30 protein-coding genes and 2 pseudogenes are annotated in these 23,899 nt (G+C 61.8%); 10 read left to right on the top strand and 22 right to left on the bottom strand.

The window, feature by feature from the left end; genetic code table 11:
- Positions 1-99: 99 nt before the first annotated feature.
- The 9 genes from ASD99_RS20510 to ASD99_RS20470 form a co-directional block, all read right to left on the bottom strand.
- Positions 100-405, bottom strand: a complete 306-nt coding sequence (locus ASD99_RS20510; protein ID WP_056591470.1) for a hypothetical protein — start codon at positions 403-405, stop codon at positions 100-102.
- Between the two features lie 272 nt (positions 406-677).
- Positions 678-1,754 carry an ABC transporter ATP-binding protein gene (locus ASD99_RS20505; RefSeq protein ID WP_056591474.1) on the bottom strand — a complete coding sequence of 359 codons (1,077 nt, stop codon included), beginning with the start codon at positions 1,752-1,754 and terminating at the stop codon, positions 678-680.
- Positions 1,751-2,551, bottom strand: coding sequence for an ABC transporter permease (locus tag ASD99_RS20500; RefSeq protein ID WP_056591478.1), 801 nt, complete (start codon positions 2,549-2,551; stop codon positions 1,751-1,753). The genes ASD99_RS20505 and ASD99_RS20500 overlap by 4 nt, the downstream gene beginning before the upstream one ends.
- A 1-nt stretch (position 2,552) precedes the next feature.
- Positions 2,553-3,413 (bottom strand): ABC transporter permease, encoded by an 861-nt coding sequence (locus tag ASD99_RS20495; protein ID WP_057144708.1) that lies wholly within the window; start codon positions 3,411-3,413, stop codon positions 2,553-2,555.
- 67 nt (positions 3,414-3,480) lie between these two features.
- Positions 3,481-4,515 carry an ABC transporter substrate-binding protein gene (locus ASD99_RS20490; RefSeq protein WP_057144707.1) on the bottom strand — a complete coding sequence of 345 codons (1,035 nt, stop codon included), beginning with the start codon at positions 4,513-4,515 and terminating at the stop codon, positions 3,481-3,483.
- 82 nt (positions 4,516-4,597) lie between these two features.
- Positions 4,598-6,076, bottom strand: coding sequence for an aldehyde dehydrogenase (locus ASD99_RS20485; protein WP_057144706.1), 1,479 nt, complete (start codon positions 6,074-6,076; stop codon positions 4,598-4,600).
- On the bottom strand, positions 6,073-7,131 hold the full coding sequence (locus ASD99_RS20480) for an LLM class flavin-dependent oxidoreductase (protein ID WP_057144705.1): 1,059 nt from the start codon (positions 7,129-7,131) through the stop codon (positions 6,073-6,075). The genes ASD99_RS20485 and ASD99_RS20480 overlap by 4 nt, the downstream gene beginning before the upstream one ends.
- Positions 7,132-7,136: 5 nt before the next feature.
- Positions 7,137-8,927, bottom strand: a complete 1,791-nt coding sequence (locus tag ASD99_RS20475) for an alpha/beta fold hydrolase (protein WP_057144704.1) — start codon at positions 8,925-8,927, stop codon at positions 7,137-7,139.
- Positions 8,920-9,507 (bottom strand): amino acid synthesis family protein, encoded by a 588-nt coding sequence (locus ASD99_RS20470; RefSeq protein ID WP_057144913.1) that lies wholly within the window; start codon positions 9,505-9,507, stop codon positions 8,920-8,922. The genes ASD99_RS20475 and ASD99_RS20470 overlap by 8 nt, the downstream gene beginning before the upstream one ends.
- Positions 9,508-9,646: 139 nt before the next feature.
- Between ASD99_RS20470 and ASD99_RS20465 the strand changes: the two genes are divergently transcribed.
- On the top strand, positions 9,647-10,318 hold the full coding sequence (locus tag ASD99_RS20465; RefSeq protein WP_056591492.1) for a GntR family transcriptional regulator: 672 nt from the start codon (positions 9,647-9,649) through the stop codon (positions 10,316-10,318).
- A 25-nt stretch (positions 10,319-10,343) separates the two neighbouring features.
- Here the strand turns inward: ASD99_RS20465 and ASD99_RS20460 are convergent.
- Positions 10,344-11,085, bottom strand: a pseudogene (locus ASD99_RS20460) (XRE family transcriptional regulator).
- Between the two features lie 234 nt (positions 11,086-11,319).
- Here ASD99_RS20460 and ASD99_RS20455 point away from each other — a divergent pair.
- Positions 11,320-11,604, top strand: coding sequence for a hypothetical protein (locus ASD99_RS20455; protein ID WP_082525643.1), 285 nt, complete (start codon positions 11,320-11,322; stop codon positions 11,602-11,604).
- Here ASD99_RS20455 and ASD99_RS20450 read toward each other — a convergent pair.
- Together ASD99_RS20450 and ASD99_RS20445 are read right to left on the bottom strand one after the other, a co-directional pair.
- Positions 11,591-12,316, bottom strand: a complete 726-nt coding sequence (locus tag ASD99_RS20450; protein WP_056592172.1) for a Crp/Fnr family transcriptional regulator — start codon at positions 12,314-12,316, stop codon at positions 11,591-11,593. The two genes, ASD99_RS20455 and ASD99_RS20450, sit on opposite strands and share 14 nt — an antisense overlap.
- Before the next feature lie 517 nt (positions 12,317-12,833).
- Positions 12,834-13,064, bottom strand: coding sequence for a hypothetical protein (locus ASD99_RS20445; RefSeq protein WP_056591497.1), 231 nt, complete (start codon positions 13,062-13,064; stop codon positions 12,834-12,836).
- Positions 13,065-13,233: 169 nt separating this feature from the next.
- On the opposite strand from ASD99_RS20445, the gene ASD99_RS33555 reads away from it, so the two are divergent.
- Both ASD99_RS33555 and ASD99_RS20440 read left to right on the top strand, forming a co-directional pair.
- Positions 13,234-13,404 carry a hypothetical protein gene (locus ASD99_RS33555; protein ID WP_156389037.1) on the top strand — a complete coding sequence of 57 codons (171 nt, stop codon included), beginning with the start codon at positions 13,234-13,236 and terminating at the stop codon, positions 13,402-13,404.
- A gap of 147 nt (positions 13,405-13,551) precedes the next feature.
- Positions 13,552-13,746, top strand: coding sequence for a hypothetical protein (locus tag ASD99_RS20440; RefSeq protein WP_056591500.1), 195 nt, complete (start codon positions 13,552-13,554; stop codon positions 13,744-13,746).
- Between the two features lie 37 nt (positions 13,747-13,783).
- On the opposite strand, the gene ASD99_RS20435 is transcribed toward ASD99_RS20440, so the two are convergent.
- Positions 13,784-13,999, bottom strand: a complete 216-nt coding sequence (locus ASD99_RS20435) for a hypothetical protein (protein ID WP_056591501.1) — start codon at positions 13,997-13,999, stop codon at positions 13,784-13,786.
- Positions 14,000-14,216: 217 nt separating this feature from the next.
- On the opposite strand from ASD99_RS20435, the gene ASD99_RS20430 reads away from it, so the two are divergent.
- The 4 genes from ASD99_RS20430 to ASD99_RS20410 all read left to right on the top strand — a co-directional run bounded on the left by ASD99_RS20430 (position 14,217) and on the right by ASD99_RS20410 (position 16,583).
- Positions 14,217-14,414, top strand: coding sequence for a hypothetical protein (locus ASD99_RS20430; RefSeq protein WP_056591503.1), 198 nt, complete (start codon positions 14,217-14,219; stop codon positions 14,412-14,414).
- Positions 14,411-14,590: a hypothetical protein gene (locus tag ASD99_RS20425; protein ID WP_056591504.1), complete on the top strand. Its 180-nt coding sequence runs from the start codon at positions 14,411-14,413 to the stop codon at positions 14,588-14,590. The genes ASD99_RS20430 and ASD99_RS20425 overlap by 4 nt, the downstream gene beginning before the upstream one ends.
- A 621-nt stretch (positions 14,591-15,211) precedes the next feature.
- On the top strand, positions 15,212-15,967 hold the full coding sequence (locus tag ASD99_RS20415) for a DUF4142 domain-containing protein (protein WP_056591509.1): 756 nt from the start codon (positions 15,212-15,214) through the stop codon (positions 15,965-15,967).
- Between the two features lie 25 nt (positions 15,968-15,992).
- Complete coding sequence (locus tag ASD99_RS20410) at positions 15,993-16,583, top strand: general stress protein (protein ID WP_056591510.1); 591 nt, start codon at positions 15,993-15,995, stop codon at positions 16,581-16,583.
- Here ASD99_RS20410 and ASD99_RS33550 read toward each other — a convergent pair.
- From ASD99_RS33550 to ASD99_RS34350, 4 genes are all read right to left on the bottom strand, one after another.
- Entirely contained in the window at positions 16,541-17,098 is a 558-nt protein-coding gene (locus ASD99_RS33550; RefSeq protein ID WP_156389036.1) for a hypothetical protein, read from the bottom strand. The two genes, ASD99_RS20410 and ASD99_RS33550, sit on opposite strands and share 43 nt — an antisense overlap.
- A gap of 92 nt (positions 17,099-17,190) precedes the next feature.
- Positions 17,191-17,412 carry a hypothetical protein gene (locus ASD99_RS33545; protein WP_156389035.1) on the bottom strand — a complete coding sequence of 74 codons (222 nt, stop codon included), beginning with the start codon at positions 17,410-17,412 and terminating at the stop codon, positions 17,191-17,193.
- Between the two features lie 260 nt (positions 17,413-17,672).
- Complete coding sequence (locus ASD99_RS20400; protein WP_057144912.1) at positions 17,673-18,350, bottom strand: Crp/Fnr family transcriptional regulator; 678 nt, start codon at positions 18,348-18,350, stop codon at positions 17,673-17,675.
- A gap of 212 nt (positions 18,351-18,562) precedes the next feature.
- The gene (locus tag ASD99_RS34350) at positions 18,563-18,961 is read right to left on the bottom strand and encodes a hypothetical protein (protein ID WP_057144701.1); all 399 of its coding nucleotides are present in this window, start codon (positions 18,959-18,961) and stop codon (positions 18,563-18,565) included.
- A 388-nt stretch (positions 18,962-19,349) separates the two neighbouring features.
- On the opposite strand from ASD99_RS34350, the gene ASD99_RS32555 reads away from it, so the two are divergent.
- A protein-coding gene (locus ASD99_RS32555) for an IS630 family transposase (protein WP_156389034.1) occupies positions 19,350-20,298 on the top strand; the annotation gives its coding sequence in 2 pieces (ribosomal slippage) (positions 19,350-19,685 and positions 19,687-20,298; 948 coding nt in all).
- A gap of 9 nt (positions 20,299-20,307) precedes the next feature.
- On the opposite strand, the pseudogene ASD99_RS35500 reads toward ASD99_RS32555, so the two are convergent.
- Positions 20,308-20,445: pseudogene (locus ASD99_RS35500) on the bottom strand (IS5/IS1182 family transposase); the annotation flags it as partial.
- Positions 20,446-20,818: 373 nt separating this feature from the next.
- Here ASD99_RS35500 and ASD99_RS20375 point away from each other — a divergent pair.
- Positions 20,819-21,754 carry an alpha/beta fold hydrolase gene (locus ASD99_RS20375; protein ID WP_244497832.1) on the top strand — a complete coding sequence of 312 codons (936 nt, stop codon included), beginning with the start codon at positions 20,819-20,821 and terminating at the stop codon, positions 21,752-21,754.
- Positions 21,755-21,943: 189 nt separating this feature from the next.
- Here ASD99_RS20375 and ASD99_RS35210 read toward each other — a convergent pair whose 3' ends face one another.
- The 4 genes from ASD99_RS35210 to ASD99_RS20360 are packed head-to-tail and all read right to left on the bottom strand — an operon-like array spanning position 21,944 to position 23,898.
- Entirely contained in the window at positions 21,944-22,399 is a 456-nt protein-coding gene (locus tag ASD99_RS35210; RefSeq protein ID WP_200951020.1) for an NAD(P)H-dependent oxidoreductase, read from the bottom strand.
- Complete coding sequence (locus tag ASD99_RS35205; protein WP_200951019.1) at positions 22,369-22,629, bottom strand: NAD(P)H-dependent oxidoreductase; 261 nt, start codon at positions 22,627-22,629, stop codon at positions 22,369-22,371. The genes ASD99_RS35210 and ASD99_RS35205 overlap by 31 nt, the downstream gene beginning before the upstream one ends.
- 25 nt (positions 22,630-22,654) lie before the next feature.
- Complete coding sequence (locus tag ASD99_RS20365; protein WP_057144700.1) at positions 22,655-23,131, bottom strand: DoxX family protein; 477 nt, start codon at positions 23,129-23,131, stop codon at positions 22,655-22,657.
- Positions 23,132-23,142: 11 nt separating this feature from the next.
- Complete coding sequence (locus tag ASD99_RS20360; RefSeq protein ID WP_244497830.1) at positions 23,143-23,898, bottom strand: DNA-binding domain-containing protein; 756 nt, start codon at positions 23,896-23,898, stop codon at positions 23,143-23,145.
- Between the last annotated feature and the right edge of the window lies 1 nt (position 23,899).

Below are 23,899 nucleotides of genomic sequence, written 5' to 3'. Positions count from 1 at the left end.
AATGGGACGAAAGCCGACAGGCTGCGGGCTTGCCCGTTTAGACGCCGAGCGCAAAACAGCCCCGCGAAGGGGCTGTTTTCTCGTCGGTCCGGTGGGCGCTTACTTGCTGCCGCCGTTCGCTTTCACGCTGCTGCAGAATTCCGGATGGGCGTTGGCCGCAGTGGCGTCCTTTGACTCGTCCTCGCAGGCTTTCATCATCGCGGTCTGGTCGTCCGGCGTCAGGGCCTTCCAGGCCTTCACGAAGTCGCCGTTGCTGACCATCGTCTTCATGCCGGTATCGGTGTAGAAGGGCTGCACCTTGGCCGGATCGTCGAGCGCCGATGTACCGGTGCTGCCTGCGGCAAGCGCCGAGCCGGCAACCATCGAAAGCGTCATCGCGCCGAAAAATATCGTCTTGACGTTCATGGTATAATTCTCCTGTTGCTTTGATATCGTCGAGCAACGATCAGCTTGAAGAACGACAGGTCTGGATGAAAGTTCCGGGAATCAGGTCAATCCCTGGTAAAATATAGTCGGAAAAAGCTTGAAAGTTTTTCCAATTTTGCTCGTTTCGTCCGAAGGCGGGATTCCATGACAGGAATCATTTGCCGCACGATCAAGGTTGCGCGGTGACTTGCTGCGGCGTGCCCATAGTGTATTTGCCGCTCTGGTCGGTCGCAGCCAACCGACCCGGCACGTCAGGCGGGAAACAGGAACGCCGCCGTCGGATCGAAAAAGACCTGCCGGCTGCAGGGCGCTAGATCCTGCGATTGCATGGCGGCGGAGGTCGGCCTGATGTCGACCCCCTCGCCGCCGGAGGTGCGCGCGACGATGCGCCGGCGCTCGCCGTAGAAGGCGACATCGACGATCTCGACGTTGAGCTCCGCGCTCGCCGGGCTCCGTTCCATGCCAAACGCTTCCGGGCGGATCATCAGCTTGGCCTTCTGGCCTTTGCCGAACGTGCCGTTGGCCCTGACGCCGGAGACGACCGAACCGTCGGCCAGCCGGATCGTTGCCGTGCCATCCTTGGTGTCGAGATGTTCGGCGGCGAGGAAGTTCGAATTGCCGATGAAGCCGGCGACGAAATCGGTGGCTGGCCGCAGATAGAGATCCTCGCCGCTGCCGGTCTGCTCGACGCGGCCGTCCCGGAACAGAGCGATCCGGTCCGACAGATGCAGCGCCTCCTCCTGGTCGTGGGTCACGTAGAGGATGGTGACGCCGGTCTCGCGATGGATGCGGCGGATCTCGCCCTGGATCTCCTCGCGCAATTTCTTGTCGAGCGCCGACAGCGGCTCGTCCATCAAAAGGATCGGCGGATCGTAGGCCAGCGCCCGGGCCAGTGCGACGCGCTGCTGCTGGCCGCCAGACAGGGCGCCGGGCAAGCGCGCGGCGAAGCTTTCCAGCCGCACCAGGGCCAGCATGTCGGCGACCTTCTTCTTCACCTCGGCCTCCGGCCGGCGGCGAACCCGCAGCGGAAAGGCGACGTTCTCGGCTACCGTCAGATGCGGAAATAGCGTGTAGCGCTGGAACACCATGCCGATGTTGCGCTGGTGCGAAGGCACGGCAAGCAGCGATTTTCCCTCCAGCTCGACATCGCCGGAACTCGGATCCTGGAAGCCGGCGATGGCGTAGAGCGTCGTCGACTTTCCCGAACCTGAAGGCCCGAGGAAGGTCAGGAACTCGCCCTTGGGTATTTCGAGGGTGACGTCGTGCACGGCGGTGATCGAGCCGAACGCCTTGCGCAGGTTGCGGATGGAGAGGAAGGGCTGGGTCATGTCCTGACCTTTCGCTGCAGCAGCGCCGTCACCACCATCAGGGCAAGCGTCAGCCCGACCAACAGGCTGGAGGCGGCGGCGATGACCGGGCTCAGATCCGAGCGCAAGCTGCCCCAGATCTTGACGGGCAAGGTTTGCAAGGAGGGGCTCGCCATGAAGATCGCCACCACGACTTCGTCCCAGGAGGCGAGGAAGGAAAAGATCGCGGCGGAGAAGATGCCGATGCGGATCGACGGCAAGGTGATCCTGAGCCTGGCCTCGAGCGGGCTTGCGCCGCAGACGATGGCCGCGTCCTCGATCGACTTATCGAAGCCTTCCAGTGCGGTGGCGATCGGGATGATCGCGAAGGGCAGGGCCAGCACGGTGTGGGCGATGACGAAGCCGATTGTGGTGCCGCCAAGGCCAAGGCGCAGGAAGAAGGCGTAGATGGCGATGGCGAAGACGACGACGGGCAGCACCATCGGCGTCAGCAGCACGCCGCGCAGGATCTCACGCCCGGCAAACCGTCCGCGAACCAAAGCGAAGGAAGCGAGCAGGCCGATCACCACGGACAGGATCGCCGTCATGGTGGCGATCCTGGCGCTGGTCAGCGCGGCGTCGAGCCAGGCCGGGTCGGCAAACAGCTCCTGGTACCATTTCAGCGTCCAGCCGGGCGGCGGAAAGGCCAGCCAGTGCGACGAGCCGAAGGAGAGCAGGACGATGAAGACGACAGGCAACAGGAGAAAGCCGGCGACCAGAGCGGTGAAGCCGAGAAGGGCAATTTTCAGCCAGCCCATGCGGTCATAGTCGAGCAGCATCTCAGGCGCCTCCGCTCATGCGCCTGGCGCCGACAAGGCGCAGCTGCAGCGCGTAGAGCGCCATGGTAACGACCAGCAGGATGAAGGCGGCCGCACTCCCAAGCCCCCAGTTGAGCAGCGACTGGATCATCTGCGCGATCATTTCGGCCAGCATCATGTTCGACGTGCCGCCGAGCAGTGCCGGCGTGACGAAGTAGCCGAGCGACATGACGAAGACCATCAGGCCGCCGGCGGCGATGCCGGGCAGCGACAGCGGCAGCAGGATGCGGCGGAAGGCCTGGAAGGGACTGGCGCCGCACAGTGCGGCCGCACGCAGCGTCATCGGGTCGATCGCCCGCAGCGTGCCGACCAGCGGCAGGATCATGAAGGGCAGCATGATGTAGACCATGCCGATGGTGATGCCGGTCAGGTTGTTGATGAGCGGCAGCGGCTGATCGATGATCCCAGCGGCCATCAGCGTCCGGTTGATGACGCCGGTGCGCTGCAGCAGCACCATCCAGGCATAGGTGCGGGTCAGGAGATTGGTCCACATCGACAGGATGATGACGCCGAAGACGATCGAGGCCAGCGCCGAGGGCATGATCGCCAGCATCCAGGCGACCGGAAAGGCGACGAGGACGGTGACGATAGTGACCACCGACGCGACCAGGAAGGTGTTGAAGAACACGCGCGCATAGGTGCCGTCGCCAAGCAGGGTCGCGTAGTTCTGCAGGCCGGGTTCGGGCTCGGTAACGCTGCGCAAGAGCAGGGCCAGGACCGGAACGACGAAGAACAGCACGATCAGGACCAGGGCCGGCAGCAGGCCATTGAAGCCTGCCGGCATGCGGAATGTTGGTAGGCTCTGGCGTGTTTCGACCGACATGGCAGCGATCCGGCTATGGGACGAAACGGCGCTGGCCGTCTCGTCCCTTGCTGTTCAAGAGGCACGCTTATTTCGCCTGCCAGGCATACCAGCGCGTGGCGATCTCGTCGCGGTGCTCGGCCCAATAGTTCATGTCGAGGTTGATCTGTCCGTCGACATGGGCGTCCGGCAGCGCCTTCACCGCATCCGCCGGCATCTCGGCCTTGGCCTTGGTGTTGATGGGCGCATAGCCGCTGGCTTCGGCAAACTTCGCCTGGCCGGCAGGGCTGCTCGCGGCGGCGAGGAACTTCATCGCGGCGTCCTTGTTCTTGGCGCCCTTCGGCACGACCAGGACGTCGGCTGCCGTCAGGTTCTGGTTCCAGGAGACGCCGACATCGGCGCCGTCCTTCTCCAGCGCGAAGACGCGGCCGTTCCACAGCTGGCTGAAGGTTGCTTCACCGGACGCGATCAACTGCTGCGACTCCGCGCCGCCGCCCCACCAGACGATGTCGGACTTGATGGTGTCGAGCTTCTTGAAGGCGCGCTCGAGATCGAGCGGATAGAGCTTGTCGGCGGGAACGCCATCGGCAAGTAGCGCGATCTCGATGACGCCGGGCGCCGACCATTTGTAGAAGGTCCGCTTGCCCGGGAATTTCTTGGTGTCGAACATGTCGGCCCAGCCGGCCGGTTCGCCCGAAACGGCGCCCTTGTTCCAGGCGAGCACGAAGGAATAGTAGAAGCTGCCGACGGCATGATCGGTGGTGAAGCGCGTATCGAGGTCGGCCTTCGGCACGGCGGTGAAGTCGATCGGCTCGAGCAGGCCATCCTTGGCTGCTTTGATGGCGAAATCCATCTCGACGTCGACGACATCCCAGTTGACGCTGCCGGCGTCGACCATCGCCTTCAGCTTGCCGTAGTCGGTCGGGCCGTCCTGCATGACCTTGATGCCGGATGCGGCCGTGAACGGTTCGGCCCAGGATTTGGTCTGCGCTTCCTGGGTCGTCCCGCCCCAGGAGGTGAACACCATGTCCTCGGCCTTTGCGGCCGTCGTTGCCAGAAGTGTGGTTGCGAGAAGTGTTGTTGCAAGAAGGCGGGCAAGGACGCCGGTGGTGATCAGTTTCATGTCGTTCTCCTCTGTTTGTCTTCGTTGTTTTTGTTTGCGACCGGCGTTTTCGCCTTGATCGCGTTTCCCCGGCCGGCGGCGGCTACCGCATGACAAAAGGATCGGGAATCGGGTCGTCCGAGGTGCGTATCCAGACCGACTTCGAACGCGTGTAGTCGCGGATCGCGTCCATGCCGCCCTCGCGGCCGAGGCCCGACTGGCCGTAACCGCCAAACGGAACCAGCGGCGAGACGGCGCGGTAGGTGTTGACCCAGACCACGCCGGCGTGGATTTCGCGCGTCATGCGGTGGGCTTTGGCGAGATTGGTGGTGAATACGCCGGACGCCAGGCCGAACGGCGTGTCGTTGGCAAGCGCGAGCGCCTCGGCTTCCATATCGAAGGCGATCACGCTGAGCACCGGGCCGAAGAGTTCCTCGCGCACGCAGGGCAGGCCGGTGTTGTCATCGGCATCGATGATCGTCGGTGCGTAATAGAGGCCGCTTTCGTGGCCGGCGGGCCGTTCGCCGCCGGTGACCAGGCGTCCGCCCGCGGCAAGGCTTGCCGCAACGATCTTCTCGATCCAGTCGCGCTGCCGCGCGGTGGCAAGCGGCCCCATTTCGGTTGCGGGATCCTGCGGGTCGCCGATCCGGATCGCTTCTGCCTTGCGCTTGAGCCGGGCGAGGAATTCGTCCTTCACCGAACGTTCGACCAGCAGGCGGGAGCCGGCGACGCAGCTCTGGCCGGTGGCGGCAAAAATGCCGGCGACGACGGCGTTGGCGGCACTGTCGAGATCGGCATCGGCGAACACCACGACCGGGCTTTTGCCGCCCAGTTCGAGCGTCGTGTAGGCGAGATTTTCCGCCGTGTTTTTGACGATCTGGCGGGCGGTTGCCGGACCGCCGGTGAAGGCGACGCGGGCGACGAGCGGATGGCTGGTCAGGCGGTGGCCGCAATCATGGCCGAACCCGGTCAGGATGTTGACGCTGCCCGCGGGAAAGCCGGCCTCATGGACGAGTTTGGCGAAGGCGAGCAGCGGAGCGGGGCCATCTTCCGATGCCTTGAGGACGACGGTGCAGCCGGCGGCAAGCGCCGGCCCGAGCTTGACGGCGGACAGGAAGAGTTGCGAATTCCACGGCACGACGGCGGCGACGACGCCGATCGGCTCGGACCGGATCGTCACTTCCATATCCGCCTTGTCGATGGGGACGAACGCGCCTTCGTGCTTGTCGGCCAGTCCGCCATAGTAGCGATAGTAGTCGCCGACATAGGCGATCTGGGCGCGGGTCTCGCGGATGATCTTGCCGGTGTCGCGCGTCTCGAGTTCCGCCAGCCAGTCGGAATTGGCGACCACCAGGTCGCCTAGCCGGACCAGCAGCTTGCCGCGCGCTGTCGCCGTCATCGCCGCCCATGGGCCGGAGCGCAGCGCAAGGTGGGCGGCTTCGACGGCGCGATCGACGTCATCAGCCGATGCAGCGGGCATTTTTGCCCATGCCGTGCCAGAAGACGGGTCGATGCTGTCGAAGCTCGCGGCCGCATCCTCGAAGCTGCCGTCGATATAGTTTTTGAACTGAGCGGCGCTCATCGCGAACCCGCTTTCGGTTCGGCAAAAGCCGGCATCACCCTGTCGATGAACAGCTGCAGCGATTTCTTCTTGCGCTGGTGGGACAGGCCGCTGTCGATCCAGATCGAATACTGGTCGTAGCCGAGCGCCTCATAGGCCTTCAGCCTGGTGATGACCTCGTCGGCTTCGCCGATGACCAGATTCTCTCGGATTTTGTCCGGCGCATATTGCGGCATGGCCGCGATCTCGTCGTCGCTCAGCGGCTCCAATATGCCCTGGCGCACCGGCTTCTTGTTTTGGAACCAGGCGCCGAACTGGCAGTAGAACTGCGAAAGGTCCTGCGCGAGGCGGTCGGCATCGGCCGCGTCCTCGGCAACGAATGTATGCATGAGCAGCATGATTTCCGGCCGCGCTATGTCGGGGTGAGCAGCACAGGCCGTGTTGAAGCGCTCCATCAGGCTGGTCACCTCGCCATCGCCGGAGGCCAGCGGCGTCACCTGCACATTGCATTTGCTGGCGACCGCGAAGTCGTGCGAGTTCGGATCACGCGCGGCCACCCAGATCGGCGGATAAGGCTTTTGCAGCGGCTTGGGCGACGAGGTGGTCGACGGGAACGACCAGAACTCGCCGGAGAGTTCGAAATCGCCATCCCACAGGCCGCGGATCGCCGGCACCATCTCGCGCATGCGCTGGCCGGCGCCCCATGCTTCCAGACCGGGGAACAGCCGCTGGTATTCGTAAGCGTAGGCGCCGCGCGCAATGCCGATGTCGAGGCGGCCGCCAGTGATGACGTCGGCCATCGCCGCTTCGCCGGCAAGCTTGATCGGGTGCCAGAACGGCGCCACGATCGTCCCGGTGCCCAGCCGGATGCGCCTGGTCTTGGCGGCGAGCCAGGCGATGTTGATGAACGGGTTCGGCGAGATGGTGAATTCCATGCCGTGATGCTCGCCGATCCAGGCGGTCTCGAAGCCTGCCTCTTCGGCCTGTACAACCAGATCTTCCAACTCACCGACAAGCTCGGAATGCGGCTTTGCCAGATCCGAGCGCTCCATGTGGACGAAAAGCGAAAATTTCATCGGCGTCACCTGCGACCAGTAAGAGCTTGGGAAGATGCAGCCCTGGCGAGCGGCCGCACTTCGCCTTCGACCGCGTTGCCGACATAGACGCCGAAGGCATCTTCCGTGCGTTCGCGGACATAGCGGGCAAGCATGGAACGCACCGCCGGATCGGCGATCCTGAGATCGACGATATGGTCTATGTCGACAAGCCGGGTCTGGCGATCGCCGGGACTGGGGGCAGTGACCGATCCCCGGTAGTAGACGTGTGAACGCGACGGATCGGCGGCGTCGTCCCACACCGCAAACAGGAATCCGAGCTGCGCGTCGACAGCCTTGGCGGCAAGGCATCCTTTGAGGCTGCCGGCATCCTTTGGCGAGCCCAGCCCGCGACCTGCCGGCAATTCATGGAAACCGTCCGGTGTTTCGAAAAACAGCACGCGGCCTTCATTTTCGAGAATGGCACCGACTTCGGTCCCATGAGGTGCAGCCGCCAGCGCTTCCTGGCTGAGGCCGGGCGTGACGTAGGTGCCCCGGCAATAGCCGAGAGGCTGCGCGCCGTTGTGGCTGAAATCGCGGACGCGGCCGATCAGGATCGAATGATCGCCGGCGTCGACCAACTTGTGCATGGCGCAATCGAACACCGCGACGGAACCGTCGATCAGGGGATTGCCGGACTGGCCGGGTTGCCAGGTCACGGTCGCGAACTTGTCGGCGGCCTTGGAAGCAAAGATGCCGGACTGCGCCTTTTGGCTCTCCGACAGGATGTTGATGGCGAAGCCTTTCGATGTCGAGAAGGCGCTGTGTCCCAGCGCCTTCTTGGCGATGCAGACAAGCACCAGCGGCGGTTCGAGCGAGACCGAGGCGAAGGAGTTGGCGGTGAAGCCGCGCGGTTCGCCTTCCGCACTGACCGTGGTGACGATGGTGACGCCAGTCAGGAAGGAGCCGAGCGCGCGCCGGAATTCGCCGCTGTCGAAGGCGGGATCGTCCTGCGGTGTCGCGGCTTCGCCAGCGTTGAGAAAGGCGCTGATGTGATGAGTCACTTTTTCGGGTGAAGCCATTGCCATCATGTGCCTTTCTCCGCTGAGCACCAGGCATTGGCCGTGCGGCGCGAGCCTCGCCATCGCCGCCGACATGGCCGGGGTCGAGTTGCTGTCGTCAGACCCGGTCATGAACAGGGCTGGCCCGGCCAGCCCGGCCAGGGTTTCAGCATGCTCGGCATCGGCATGGGCAAAAAGGCGATAGGTGCGGGCGTAGCCTTCCGGGTCGACGCCTTCAAGAGCGGTACGCGCCGTTGCCGCCGCACCCGCGAGGTTCTCCGGCAGCGGGTCGCCGAACCAGCGGGCAAGCGTTGCCGCGATGGCGGAAGGATCGCCATGCGTGCCGAGGGCCGCCGCTCGCTCGCGCACGGCCCGCGCCAGGGTCTCGGGGCGGCGGAACACAGCATTGAGGCAGACGATGGAACGGATGCGCGACGGCGCGCGAAGGGCGATTTCCAGGGCGACCAGTGCGCCCATAGAATGGCCGACGATCGACACCGAGGCGAGACCGAGATGGTCGAGCAGACGCAGCGCCTGCTCGGCGAAATCCGACAGAGCGGCATTTTCCGGCGGCAAAGGTGAGGTGCCGTGGCCGAGCATGTCGATGGCGATCAGGTCGTGGCGATCCTCCATCGACGCGATCTGATCCTGCCAGATCGCCGCGTTCATGCCGACGCCGTGAATGAGCAGAACCGGCGCGCCGGAGCCGGCGCGGATGAAGCCGGTGCCGTCCGGCGCCGTGTTGCGAACCCATGCAGGGGCGGCGACATCAGCCATGCAGGTCTCCCACCTCCTTGAGGTCCTGATAGCGGTCGCCGATACGGTGATGCGGGCGGCCGCCGATCGAAGCGCCAAGCGCCACCACCAGTTCGTCGGGGGCGGGGGCGTCACCAATCTGGAAATGCACGGTCAGATAGTGTGAGCGGCGGCCCTCGTCGTTCTTGTCCATCAGCGGGATCATGATCGGCGTGTTCGGCCCGCCGCGCAGATTGGTGAAGGCGAGATAGGTCTTGGCGCCGACCGCGCGACGGTAGTGATTGCCGAAATGCAGCGTATGGATCAGCGCCGATGCATGCTCGATCTCGCCCGCCGTGCCGCAGATGGCGGCCTTGCCGTAGCCTTCGATCGCTTCGCCCGAACCGGCGACGGCGATGATCTCGCGCGTCAGCAGTTCGCCGAGGACGGGAGCGATGGTGCGGATCTCAGGCGACAGGTCTTCGGTGAAACCGCGGCCCGCCCATGGGTTCGTCAGCACTGCGGCGACGCCGATCAGGCGCAACGGCTTCGGCGCTTCCTTGCCGCCCTCGATCAGGGTGTTCTCGATGTAGGTAACGGTCTTTCGAATGGCCGGTTTCATGAAATCCTCGGTCGCGATGGCGCTATCCGGCGCCGTCATCTCTATATCGTCTTATGGTATACCATGCTATGGAGCGCCAAGAACCTTGTCAATCGGCTATGGAATCTGTTTTGTGGCGGCGCGAGGAGGCAGAGAGAAAATGTCAGACGATACGCTGCGGATCGACCGCTCCGCCAAGACGTTGCGGACGCTGGCGCTGGAACGCATGCGCGATGCGATCATGGGCTTCCACTTCCAGCCTGGTGAAAGGCTGGTCGAGCGGCCGCTTTGCGATCAGCTCGGGGTGAGCCGTTCCGTGGTGCGCGAGGTCCTGCGGCAGTTGGAAGCGGAAGGCCTGGTGCAGATGATACCCGGCCATGGACCGGCCGTCGCCAAGCCGGACCTCGGCCGCACCGATGAGATCTATGAATTGCGGGCGCTGCTGGAAGGGATCGCGGCGCGGACTTGCGCCCTGTCGGCCACCGACGCCCAGATTGCCTTGCTCGATGCGGCCTTGACGAACCTGCTCGACGCCTGGGCGTCAGGCGCGCCGGTCGAGGTGATGCGGGCGACGACCAAGTTCTACGAAACGCTGTTCGGGGCGGCCGACAAGCAGATTGCCTGGGAAATCGTGACGGGGCTGAATGTCCGCATCAACCAGCTTCGCTCGATGACCATCGCGTCGGAAAACCGCCGCGAGCCAGCGATCGCCGAAATGACCGAAATCATGGATGCCATCCGCTCGCGCAAGCCGGACGAGGCGGAGGCGGCGGCGCGGCGGCATGTCGAATCCGCCTGGCAGATCGCACGCAACACGCTTCGCCTTGGCTGACTGCTAACGCGCCGCCGCTGGTGTATCAGGCCTCACGCGCGAAACTGGCCACCAACTGATCCACGTTGGGCTCGTCGAGCCTGACGATATGCGCCATCTGCAGCGCCCGCCTCATGCTGATCCTGGTGACGTCCTGCCGCATGATGACAGACACGCACGCTGGCCCCGATCCGGTCAGGACGAAGGCGCTGCCGACCAGAACCGGCTCCGAGATGGGGGCCCATTGCACGGCCATGATCGACGCCTCGCCGGTCTGGCGGCGGTTGACGCCGTTGAAATAGATCCAGTTCAGGCGCGAGATCGCCACGCCGTAATGGTTGCCGGGTATTTTAGCTCCGCCTTGTCTATCGCCTGGCGCCCACCGCGTCACCCGCCTGAACGTGACGAGTTCGGCCTCGCGCCGCACGAAGGTAACCGAGCGCATCAGATAGTCGGGGCGGCCAGGGACCGAAAAATAGGTGAAATAGGTGCCGCCTGCGATGGCGGGCGCGGGGGGCCGCACCATGTTCTCATACAGTGTCTGGCGCAGCGATGCGTGGCCGTCATCCCTGGCTGCCGCGCGCGCGCTCGCGATACAACACATTCTCGTCGATCTTGAAGTAATCGCAGATCAGCCTGGCGGTGGCCTTGTTGGGCATGGCCTGGCCTTGCAGGTAGCGCTCGAACTGGGTGCGGTTGATGCCAAGCTCACGACACACCGCGCTCACGGAAGCGTGGCGCTGGATCAGTCGCCTGAGATTGCTGGCGAGATTCTCGCGAATTGGCACGACATCGCCCTCGCGACGGACGTACAGATCATTTATTCAAGCTATAACTTATATAATCGCAATCTCGCATATGGCGATGGTTTCGCGAATGGGACCTTTGGCCAACACCGCAGCCGACGACGCGAAGACTGTACGTTTTTTACAGTTTGGCTATGCAAGCCATGAAAATGGGCTTATTTTGGTGGCAAGAGCGACCTCAGATCGGCCACTTGACCTCATGTGATGGAGGGCGGTTTGGATCATACCGACCTGGTCGAGCTTCTGGACTATACGCAGGCGCAATTGAGCAAGATACGTCAGGCGGTCGCGGAGAGCGACCACGGCGGCGCCATGTTCGCCATCGATTGCCTTGTCGGAGCGGCGGCCGAACAGACGAAATGCAAGCTCGCAAGCCTGGAGCATGCTGGGTTGCCGATTGGCCGGGATGCAATTGAAGGCGGTGCGGCACCGCCCGGTAAAGTGACGCCATCGGACCAGCCGGCCGCGGGGAGGCGACCGCCCCCGATCAGGCCGCGCTGATCTCGCCGATCAGCCTGACATATTCGGCCTCGGCTTCGCCGTAGCCGCCATTGGCGAGTTCCAGCAGGCCGGCGCGGTCGCGAATGACGATCTCGCCCCGGCGCGCCCGGATCAGCGCGCGGCCTTCGAGCAGTTGGAGGGCAACGGTGACGCCTGGACGCCGCACACCAAGCATCACGGCCAGGAATTCGTGGGTGATGGCCAGGCGTTCGCCGGACACCCGGTCGTCGCACATGAGCAGCCAGCGCGCCAGCCGCTCCTCGAGCTTCAGCCGTGCATTGACGAGGGCGGTGCAGCCGGTCTGAGTCTGCAGCGCATTGACGAAGCGCAGCAGGAACATGCGCAAGGTAGCACTTGCCGCGAGTGCGGCATTGAAAGCGCCCGCTTCGATGCGGATGGCTTCGCCTTCGAGTTGCACGAAGCACTCATGCACTGCACGGTCGTCGCCCATGACCAGCGACGATCCGGTCATTCCTTCGAAGCCGATGAAGCCGACTTCGGCCTCGTGGCCGCTCGTCGTCCTGGCGACCACCGAACCAATGCCCAGTTCGATGAAATAGACGGCCTCGATCGGGACGCCGGGGGTCACCAGCATCATGCGCAACGGCAATTCGCACCGCTGCATATGCGGCTCGAGCAATGCCAGATCATCCGCGGACATGCGCCGCAGCAATTGATTTCGATATTGAAGGTTTTTGTCGGGACTAGTCATGGCGATGCCCAATACAGGGCAAGAGCCATACGATCTCCCAGCCGTCCGCGCCCGTATCAACGTGCCGACGATCACCTGTATATAGGGTCTTTGAATGAATAGACCTAGGAATACGGTATGAAATGCGATGCACGGCGTCCCCCAATACCGTTCGCATACGAAAAGATCGATCTGAGCGTTAGTGTCGGAAACGTACCAAGCGGCGCTTGGTACGAAACCGACATATCTGTTGAGGCACCGCGTTCCCGTGACCCCCGACCATCTCAGCCGGCTGACGAAGGTACTTGCGCGCGGGCTTGGCCTGCGGACGGTCTGAAGCGTGTTCGGCCAGCCGCGTCATTGCTGCTCGAAAATGACTCGCGGCATCTCCTCGACAGGCAAGCGCCCCGTTCAGGGATGGCGAGCCTGTGCATGATCCCGGCGATACTGGCGAGCCTTGGGAGATCGCGGACATCGTTGCGCTTAGCGAATGCAGCCGGGAAGCCAACGGTTAGCGAGCTTCCAAAAAGCTCGTCGACTAACCGTTTCTCGCCATATGATTGGGGTTCCAGTCCTTCGCAACGCCGTCCAGAGCCATCTTGATATGGTCTGGGCTGTCAATACCGCCGCCGAATAGGGCGATCAGGCGGCGCGCCAAATGCTCCCGCGCCGGGTGGGCGCCTTCAATCCCGGCTTGCTCGCAATAGTCATCCAAAATCCTGGTGAGTGTAGCCAGCTGTATCTCGTCTGCTGTGCCGCGTAAGGTCATCGCGCGTATTCCCTATTGGGCGAAAGCGTGATCGACTCTTTCAAGCGCCCGTTGCCGTTAAAGACCGAGCGACAAAGGAATTGTACGCTTCCGACAATCGGTTAGCGAGTCATTCCTACGGAACCCCGCAACAGTAAGTCGCGTTACGGTGGCCAAGAGGATTGTTCTGATGACTGACGAACAAATAAGGCCACCGACTGCGACGGACGGTCTTGTTCGACGTTTGGTCAATGAAACCGGCATCACCGATGCGCAAGCCCGCGAGCTTATAGGCTTTCTTGGGCCGCAAAGTTGGTCATCGCTCGTGCGGGAGGCGCGCATTCTGGCCGGGAAACACTGACATATTAATTTCAAAACCACCCACTATCCACCGAGTTGACTCGCTATTTCGGTACGAAAGCGTACAGTTCTCAAGTCGTCCGCCATCCCGGCATACGGACGCTTGGAAGCCGACTCAGGTGCTCCCGCCCCTGCGCGGGAGACCGACATGGCAGACGACCATTCAGCAGGCGAAATATCGGCTTTCGAGTGCCACATTCTTCGCAGCGCCTTCCGCAAATCGGTGGTCGAAAGACGCATCGCTCAACGGGAATGGCGCATGCACGCAACGCTTCTGGCGCGCGAGTTGACCGAGCTTGATGAGATCGACCCGGATATTGTCGACTGGATCGTGCGCACATAGCCCTTTGCCGGCTTCGCATACGGCCAGTTGTTCAGCCTCAGTTGACGCCGATGGTTTTTTGCGACGCTTTTCGGGCAAGGGATTTACGCTTTGACGCGGTGGTCTCGGTTGGAGCCGATGCTTTGGCCGAAAGCCGCAGTTCTCGCAGCCGGGCCGTCTTTGCCTCACGCGCCTGACGTTCGATGGCGATGATGGATTGAGCCTCGCGGGTGGCACGTTCAATCCGCTCTTTGTCCTGAGGCAGTCTGGTCAAGGAAGGCTCTCCTGTCTTTCAATGGCACTCAAAATGCTGGCCGGGAGAAAACGTTCCGACCCGCAGCGCCTCGGTACGGAAAAAACATCATCCCGCTCCGATCTCATTTGCCATTGAGCGCGTGCACAAAGCCGCTATGTGCGAGCGGTCACCGGTCACGAAATGGGCGCTGGTGCTTGAGAGTGTGATGTACTCCCGCCCCGCCGGGAGACTTCATATGGAAGACGACCAAGGCCCAGGCGGCATGATATCCGCTCTCGATACCCACATGTTGAGGAATGCCTTCAAGGCGTCGATCGCCGAGTTGCAGCTGCCCGAGGCGAAATGGGCGGAGCACGCGACGGCGATGATGCGCGAACTCACGGGCGATGTTCAGGTCGATGCCGGCGTCATCGGGTGGATCATTCGCAAATGAAGCCGCCGGTCGCTACTGAACAAACGAACGACAACAGCACGCCGGAAGATCACCTGGCAGCGGTGACGTTGAGCTTGCACGCGACCCTCATGGGCCTTGCGGCTCCCGTCGAATTGCTGGTCGAGGTTTTAGCCTTCGACGTTCCTGTGGATGAATCAAGCCATAGGCAAGGGTAGCTCGCGCCGTACACCACTAGGTCAACTCTTCGCCTTGCGGGCAAGCTTGTCGTCCTCGCCCTTCAGAAGGCCGAAGTCGGCGGACCGTGCCCGCTGCTGGCATGCAGGAAGCCGTCAGAGGCCCGTCCGCGACGAAGCAGTTCACGCACGGCAGCCGCACGGCTGGTCGGCCGACACAGCGATCTCTCACTGGCTCACGCCGAACGACTGGTGCTCGGTTTCGCCGAATTCTATTCCGCACCCATCGAGTTCGACCGGTCGGGGTGGGATTGGTCAATGAGGGAGCCTGTCGATCGAGACAATGAGAGCCTGCTTCTCGACATCGTTGAAAACGAGTTTGGCCGCCCCGCGTGAGCAGGTCGTTCACCTGGCGGCGCGCCATTGGGCATATCGCAAACGCCATGGCTGGAAGCGCTATCCCGTTTTTTCTGGAGGTGTGTGGCGACGAATTAGCGGAGTAATCGGCTGGCCGCCGGCCTGCGCCTTAATGGTTGCGTGGGAACGCCAGGCCTTGTTGAGCACAAAAGACTACCCCCCAGTTTATCGCTGTTCGTCTGGAACAAAGCCGCCGGGCGCAGATTAGGTCCACAGCACATGTGTGCATAAACAAGGACCGCCTCCATGAAAACTCGCCTACTCTTGGCCTCGCTGGCCACAGCCACAGCTATCGCTTTCGTCCTGCCCGCCCTTGCCGCAGACAGCGCACAAGACTTTGTCGACAAGGCCGCGGCAGGCGGGATGTTCGAAGTGAATTCAAGCAAGATCGCCGAAACCAAAGCCCAGGATCGGAGCGTGAAGGATTTCGCGCACAAGATGATCGACGATCATGGCGCGGCCAATGCCAAGCTCGAGACAATTGCCGGCGAGCAAAAGCTGACGGTCCCGAAGGAACTGGACGCCAAGTACAAGGATGATGTCGACGCGCTGCAGAATGCCAAGGATCCCGTCGACGGGCCCTATGTCCAGATGCAGCGCGATGCCCATTCCGATGCGGTCGAGCTGTTCGAAAGCTATGCGAAGGACGGCGACAACGCGCAGCTGAAGACGTTCGCGCAGGAGACCGTGCCGACGCTCAAGATGCACCAGGAGATGATCGAAAAGATCGCTTCCCGGATGGATGACAAGTCGGCGACAACGACCTCGACTACACCCGCGGTGACCACGACCGACACCGCGAATCCATCCGCGCCCGTACCCGGTGCCAACAGCTTCACCGAGGACCAAGCTAAGGGCCGCATCCAGGACGCTGGCTTCTCGGATGTCTCCAAGCTGACCAAGGACGACCAGGGCATCTGGCGTGGTCAGGCGATCAAGGACGGCAAGGCCACCACCGTGGCGCTGGACTATCAGGGCAACATTGTTGCCGGCACGAACTAATCCCACGATCAAGGAGAACCAAGAGATGAAAACCGTAACCGGGCTATTCGACAATTATGACGATGCTTCCGATGCCGTTGGCGAATTGGAAGCAAAGGGCATTCCGCATTCCGACATCAGCATCGTCGCCAACAACGCGGACAATTGGCATGACGCTGACACCTCCAAGGCAGCGGACGATGCCGCTGGCGGCGCTGGCCTCGGTGCCGTGGTCGGCGGGGCTGGTGGATTGCTGACCGGACTTGGCCTCATGGCTATTCCCGGCGTCGGTCCGGTGGTTGCCGCGGGCTGGCTGGCCGCCACCGCGGTCGGTGCGGTGGGTGGAGCCGTGGTCGGCGGCGCAGCAGGCGGTATCGTCGGCGCGCTGACGGATTCCGGCGTTTCCGAAGACGATGCCCATGTCTACGCCGAGGGGGTGCGTCGCGGCGGGACATTGGTCACGGCCAAGGTCGACGATCGGCTCGCTCCCGATGCCGAAAGGCTTCTGGGCCAAACCAACTCGGTCAATCTGGAAGAACGCCGCGGTGAATATCAGGCCGGCGGCTGGACCGGCTTTGATGCAGACGCCGAGAACTACAGCTCGAATGAAATCGGGCGCGACGGCAATCGCATGTGATTCGTCAGCCTCGCCGCCAAAGGGCGGCGAGGCTGTTTCCAGCAAGGCGCGGCACGGGGCATTGGAGGGCTCGTTCCGGCGACCCGGTATTCAATACCGGGGCCGTCTGTCGGACACCACAACCAGCCTCCCTCCAACATTTGGCACCGTTTGCATACGAGCTTCGATGCTAGCCGCCTTTCGGTGATGAAATCGTAGTGGGTGCCGTAAATCTCGATCAGGCCATCTAGATCCAGTGAACGCAAATGACCGCAGCGTCCATTGCCGCAATATACGCTGAGGCCCATGCCTTGTTCACGAAGCTCAGCGAGCTTGGTGGGCAGCACGGCTGGAACCAGGATGTCTTCGGGCATCGCAAGGCTTGCCTCCACGAGAATGGGTTTTCGAAACTCGGCCCGGTCGATGTCGCCGATCGCGTGGACTGCCTTTTCTTCCGCGACGCCTATGAGGGAATCGATCTCTTCCATCGCTTCGATATGGCCGCGAACAAACAAAGCCCTTCGCAGCACATGCAACGCGTCTCTCGTTTCGCAAAGTGTCGTCCGTAAGGTGGGAGGCATTTCACGCTCACTTCTTCTTCATGTAGCTGTCGGGGAGGCAATCGGCTTCAACCGCCGCCGCAATGAAGGCTCGATGGACGTCCCTTGTGCTGCAACATCCCACCCTTTCCCCACCAGGGCAGCCAGCGCAGCCAGAAACATTGGCCCATCGGATGGCCAGCCGTCGCCAAAGCGTCGGCCATTTGAGGAAGTGTGCAAAGGACGGAGATGGTCCCGTCACTTCTTTCGATGGGAATGCCGGAAAACATATTTGGCTGGTTGACTGTCATCGCATAGCTCCCACTGGGGCGGGAGAACGGTAATCTCTCTCAAGCACCAGCGCCCATGCCATAGCTGATGACAGATTTACTTAACGACCTAAACAAGGCGCGTCTATTAACTATGACGCATTGGGTGAGTAATATAAAATTATTATCATTTTAAAATTTACTTATCGATAACAGTACGATTCCGACATTTCTTGATCGAGTATTGGTACAAAGTCGACAATGTCGAGTCCGCCGGAGGCAGCAGGCTCTGTGCCCGGTCATCAATCCCCCGAATCGGTCTCTCCCAAAAGCCTGCCATATTCAGCTTCTGGCTCCCCATACCCGCCATTGGCCAGCGCAATCAGTCCGGGGCGGTCCAGTATGATGACCTCACCCCGGCGCGACCTGATCAGAGCAAGGCCTTCCAATTCTTGAAGGGCGATGGTGACGCCAGGCCGTCTCACGCCCAGCATAGTGGCGAGGAATTCGTGGGTAATAGAAAACCGCGCGCCCACCACTCGGTCGTCGCACATCAGCAACCACCGAGCCAGACGGTTCGCCACCCGCAGTCGCGCGTTGACAAGCGCGGTACATCCGGTCTGGATCTGCAGAGAATTGACGAAGCGCAACAGGAACAACCGCAAAGTGGAACTGGTCGTCAAAGCTACATTAAAGCTGCCTGCGTCCATGCGCATCGCTTCGCCTTCGAGTTGCACGAAGCAGGCTTGCGGTGCGCGGTCGTCGCCCATCACCAGCGAATATCCAGCCATCCCCTCAGAGCCAATGAAGCCGATCTCCGCCTCGTGTCCACTGGACGTGCGCGCGACGACCGACGCAATTCCGCGCTCGATGAAATAAACGTATTCGATCGGCACGCCGGGCGTCACGAGGGGCATTCTCAGCGGCAGGGCTACTCTGTGCAAACCCGGTTCGAGCAGCGCAAGGTCGTCGGCGGTCATCTTCCGCAACAGTTCATTTCGGAACTGGTTGTCGACAGCCAGTGCCTGGCCGGTGACAGTCGATTTTGGGATTTCGTAGTTCAATGTGCAGCTCCCGCAGGGGCGGGAGCACGATCGACACTCTCAAGCGCCAGCGCCCGTTGAAGTGGCCAGCGACAGACGAACTGTACGCTTTCGACAATCCGATAGCGAGTCATTCCGGGCCGGGTTGCTTATTCTGAATCTTTTCCCTGGAGGGGGCGTGGCGACGAATTGGCGGAGTGCTCCACCGCATTCGCTTGAGGGAAGCGCGATGCTCCGCCGCCACCTGAACCAACTGTCTCGGCAGGGCTTGGTTCCGCGTGGGCGGCCTCGACCGCCCACAGGGCGGGCTTTTGTGAAGACGAGGACGGCAGATCGACCTCACCAAGCCAATCGTCGTAGCTGGAGTTCAGGGCTGCAAGCAAGTCCTCGACCTTGTCCATGCCGCCCTGGAACAGTTCCATGAGACGGCGTCCAAGACGTTGCCTGGCCGGGTGGCCCGCATCTATGCCGGCCTGACGGCAATAGTCATCGAGCACCTTCGCCAAGCTCGAAAGCTGATCCGAATCCGCTGAGCCGTTGAAGATCATCGCGCTTCTCCCATCGTCGGGGCGAAAGCGCGATCGGCTCTTTCAAGCGCCAGCGCCCATTCAACGGCCAGCGACGAACGGACTGTACGCTTCCGACAATTGGTTAGCGAGTCCCATGAACTGTCCGAAAGCGTACCAAGTAACTCGCGTAATTGTTCGGCCGACGGCAACTCGCTAGCTTCGCAACGCGGCGGACCTAGAGCGTTTCCCACTTTGAGGGAATCGTAGGATTCCCATCGAGGCTTGTTTGTGATTCAAGATGCTGGCTGGATTGGAGGCCAGCATCTGATGACGCGNTAGAGCGTTTCCCACTTTGAGGGAATCGTAGGATTCCCATCGAGGCTTGTTTGTGATTCAAGATGCTGGCTGGATTGGAGGCCAGCATCTGATGACGCGAGCGCTTTCAAATGATCTTCGTGAGCGTGCAGTAGCGGCAGTTCTTGGCGGGGAGACCTGCCGTGCGGTTGCCTCGCGCTTTGGCGTTGCGGTTTCCTCAGTGGTGAAGTGGTCGCAGCGTTATCGTACCACCGGCTCGGTGGCGCCGGGCAAGATGGGCGGCCACCGCAAGCGGGTTCTGGAGCCCCATCGGGCTTTCATCGTGGAGCGGATCAATCAGACCTCTGAACTGACGCTGCATCGGCTGAAGGAGGAGTTGGATGCGCGAGGGATCAAGGTCTCGCACAACACGGTGTGGCTGTTCTTGAGGCGCGAGGGGCTGAGCTTCAAAAAAAACGCTGTTCGCCCTTGAGCAGGCCCGCGCCGATATTGCCCGCAGGCGCCAGCGATGGCGATCCTGGCAGGCCGGCCTCGATCCGCAGTGCCTGGTCTTCATCGATGAGACCTGGATCAAGACCAACATGGCTCCGCTGCGGGGTTGGGGGCCAAAGGGCAAGCGGCTGCGCGGCTTGGCTCCGCACGGCCACTGGCGCACGCTGACCTTCCTCGGCGCGCTGCGCTGGGATCGGCTCGCAGCGCCTTGCGTCTTCGACGGTCCGATCAACGGCCAATGCTTCCGCGCCTATGTCGAGCAGCAGCTCATCACGGTGCTGAAGCCCGGCGATATCGTCGTCATGGATAATCTGGGAAGTCATAAGTCGGCGGCCATCAGGCAGATGATCAAGGCTGCCGGCGCCAGGCTTTGGTACCTGCCGCCTTACTCGCCGGACCTCAATCCGATTGAGCAGGCCTTCGCCAAGATCAAACACTGGATGCGCCAGGCTCAGAAACGCACTGTCGAGGACACCTGGCGCCACATCGGCCACCTCGTCGAAACCATCGAGGCAGCCGAATGCAAGAACTACTTCCAAAACGCAGGCTATGCTTCCGTCAAAACGTGAAAGGCTCTAGAGCGGCGCGGTCAGTTCGTGGATGAAGGAGAAATCGATCACACGGTCGATCTTGCGCAACAGGTGATCGGCGGGAACCAGCTGATCGAGCGTTACCATCTCGAGCGCGGTCTGTTCAGGGGCGGGTCGCTTCAACATGACCCAGTGAATCAAAAACGCCACATCGGCCACCTCGTCGAAACCATCGAGGCAGCCGAATGCAAGAACTACTTCCAAAACGCAGGCTATGCTTCCGTCAAAACGTGAAAGGCTCTAGGGTCCAATCGACTCTCATTAAGCTGTGAGCTGGCTCTGTCAGAGCCATCCGAGAAACAAACGGGCAATCGCGCACTGGGTGCCGCGTCACGGTATCGTGACGCGCCCCTTGTGTAACCGATAAAAATGACGTTGACAGGTTTCGACAAATTCGACACCATTAAAACGTATAATTAACGGTTACAAGGTTCGCAACATGTTCCAGACGTCATCTCTCCCGGGCAGTTCCCCCCTTTCCCGCTCCTGGCGCAGCGGTTTGATCGGCGCGCTACTCGCTGCTGGGGCTTCGATTCCATCCGTCTTTGCGGGCCAAGCGGCCAACGTCGAGACACTTTCGAAGACGGTGAAGGTGGATGGGCTCGACATCTTCTATCGCGAGGCCGGGCCAAAGGACGCGCCAGTCGTCTTGCTGCTGCACGGTTTTCCCTCTTCCTCGCACATGTATCGCAACCTGATCCCCAGGCTCGCGGCACACTACCGGGTCATCGCGCCGGACTATCCAGGTTTTGGCTATAGTTCAGCGCCAACACTTGACCATTTCGCCTATACGTTTGGTGCGGTGACCGACATCGTCGACCACTTTACCCAGACTGTCGGAGCGAAGAATTATGTGCTCTTCATGCAGGACTATGGTGGCCCCGTCGGCTTCCGACTGGCGGTCAAGCATCCGGAGCGTCTGCGTGGCCTGATCATACAGAACGCGGTCGCAAACGTCGAAGGCTGGAACCCTGACGTGGTGAAGCAGCTTTCGCCTTTCTGGGTGAAACGCAACGCAGAGACGGAAAAGCCAATCCGCGACATTCTCACGCCTGACGCCACGAAATTCGAATACACGCACGGCACCACGCGACCGGACAAACTGTCGCCAGATGCTTGGACCGTCGATCAGGCGGGCCTCGACCGGCCGGGCAATGTCGACATCCAACTCCAGTATTTCCACGACTACCAGACAAACGTCGCTCTCTATCCTGCGTGGGGTGCGTTTCTGAAATCGGCACAGCCGCCACTCCTCATCGTCTGGGGCAGGAACGACCCATATTTCACGCTGAAGGGCGTGGACTATCTCAAGGAGTTGGTTCCGGGTGCAGAGGTGCATCTCTACGACGCCGGTCATTTCGCGCTCGAAACATATGGTGACGAGATCGCCGCAACCTCGCTCGAGTTCCTATCGCGATTGCCGAAGATCAATTGATCGACTTGAGGCGGCGTTCCGATGCATTTGTCGGAGCGCCGCGCCCCATGTTCCTCCACCAAAAGCGGAGCCGCGGATCTCCCGGCCAGCCGGTCCCAGGATGGTTTGACGCAAGAGCGGGACGTGCTGGCCCCGAGGGCCACAGCCTGAATACGGCGCTCTGTCCCGATCAACTGCACGAGGCTTCATTCACATCGATTTCAAGACATAGGTTTCGTCGAAGTCGGCAAGCTTCGGATACGCGATTGTCGGGGCACACAGGAGCCCGAGGACGCGTTCGCGGTAAAGAACGAGGCACTGCAGGCGCTCGCTGTCGCTGATGCGCGCTGGCGCATGCACGAGGAATGGCTCGATCACGGTGAAGCCCACAAAGTAGAGCATCCCGTGGTTGATTGGGAACAGGATCTCGGCGATTGGGCCGTTTAGTCCGCGGTTGGAATATATCAGCGGAGGCCCGCCGATTGTGACGGAACACATCGCGCGCTTTCCTCCCAAGACGCCGCGATCATACCATTTGCCGCCGCCATAGATGCGGCCACCCGACGCGAACACTCGGTCAACCCAGCCCTTGAGGATCGCCGGCAGCCCGAACCACCAGAGCGGAAACTGCAGGATCAAGGCGTCGCACCAGAAAAGCTTGTCCATCTCGGCCTGGATGTCTGGAGCGAATCCTCCTCAGACTGCTGGTGGTAGTAGTTCGCGTCTCGAATGGTCGTGAAGTTGCGCCGGTCTGATACCGTATTGAAGCCCATGGCATAGAGATCGGAGATAACGACCTCGTGCCCCGCCGCAGACAGTGCATCCTGCGCCGCGCGGGTTAGGGCGCCGTTGAAGCTGTTGTGCTCCGGGTGGGCATGAACGATGAAAATGCGCACCGTGCTTCCCTGCTGGTCGAGATGTTCATTTTCCAGACGCTGAAAAGGTCCGCTCGGCGACATAGTCGAGCGAGAAGGCGCCGGCGCCCCGGGTCAGCACGAGCAGCAGCAGCGAGGCCCACAGCAGATGCTCGGCCCAGTTCTCCGGGAAAACGAAGATCTGGATTACCGATACGACACCGAGCAGCAGCAGTGCGCCGAGGCGAGAGAATAGTCCCAGGAAAAGCAGCACCGCCCCGGTGATCTCTGCCGTTGTCGCCAGCGGCGCCGCGATCGACGGATCGATGAGCGGTAGATTGTATTCGCTGGCGAACAGCTGCAGCGTCACCGGCCAAGACGCCAGCTTCGATTGTGCAGACTGCCAGAAGACATGCGCAATCGCCACGCGAGCTGCGAGCTGGACCAGCGAAAATGGGATACGCTCCGGCAACTTGATCACTCGTTGGTAAAGACCAACAAGGCCGGCAGGGCGAGGAGGGGAATATTCCGGTATCGCAGTCATGGTCGTTTCCTTCAGTTTGAGAGAGGGTGCACCGGGACGCGCACGTCGGTGACGAGCCTGTCGCGGAACAGACGCACAAGCGCTGAAACCAGGTCGAAGGCCGGGTCGAGCGCCAAGGCGCGGCCAGTGGCATGCTCAAGGCCGAAGCCGTGCTTCAGCGAATGCCAGAAGGCGAAGCTCGCGCGGTCGAGCAGAAAAAGCCGCACGTAGTTCCTCGATCGCCACAGCGCCACCCGTTCGGGGCGCCTTGTCCAGGTGATTTTTTCATCGACCGCAGTCTCCTTTTGATGCTCCATCCATACCGATAGGATCGACCAGTGGGAGACGATCAGTCGCAGTGAAGGCTGGAGCAGCATATCCGGCGACAGCCCAAGGTCGGTGCTGTCGTATTCTGCGAGACTGCGGGCCGGCAGCGAAGCTGTATCGAGCGCTTCGGCAATGGCCCATTCGAGCCGCGCGGTCTCGGCGACGATTGGCATGTCGGACAGCGTGTCGATGGTTTTCAGGAAGCGAGGGAAGCCCGCGCCATAACGCGCCAGGCGTGACTCCGCCGGCGGATGCCGTCGAATGAATTCGCTCGCCATAAAGCGGAAGAAACGTTCGTCGACGAGGCGAGCCGTAACGGGGAAGACCGCCATCAGCACAGCAGTCAACGAACTGCGCGTATTGTTCTGGTAGATGCGCAGGCGAGCCATTGGGTCGGCCTTGCCGGCGGTCAGCATTTTTGCGTCGATCACTGGCTCCATGGCCAGCACCGAGCGCGCCACG

It is taken from the genome of Mesorhizobium sp. Root695 (genome assembly GCF_001428185.1).
Lineage (GTDB): Bacteria > Pseudomonadota > Alphaproteobacteria > Rhizobiales > Rhizobiaceae > Mesorhizobium.
This window is presented reverse-complemented; position numbering and strand designations above follow the sequence as displayed.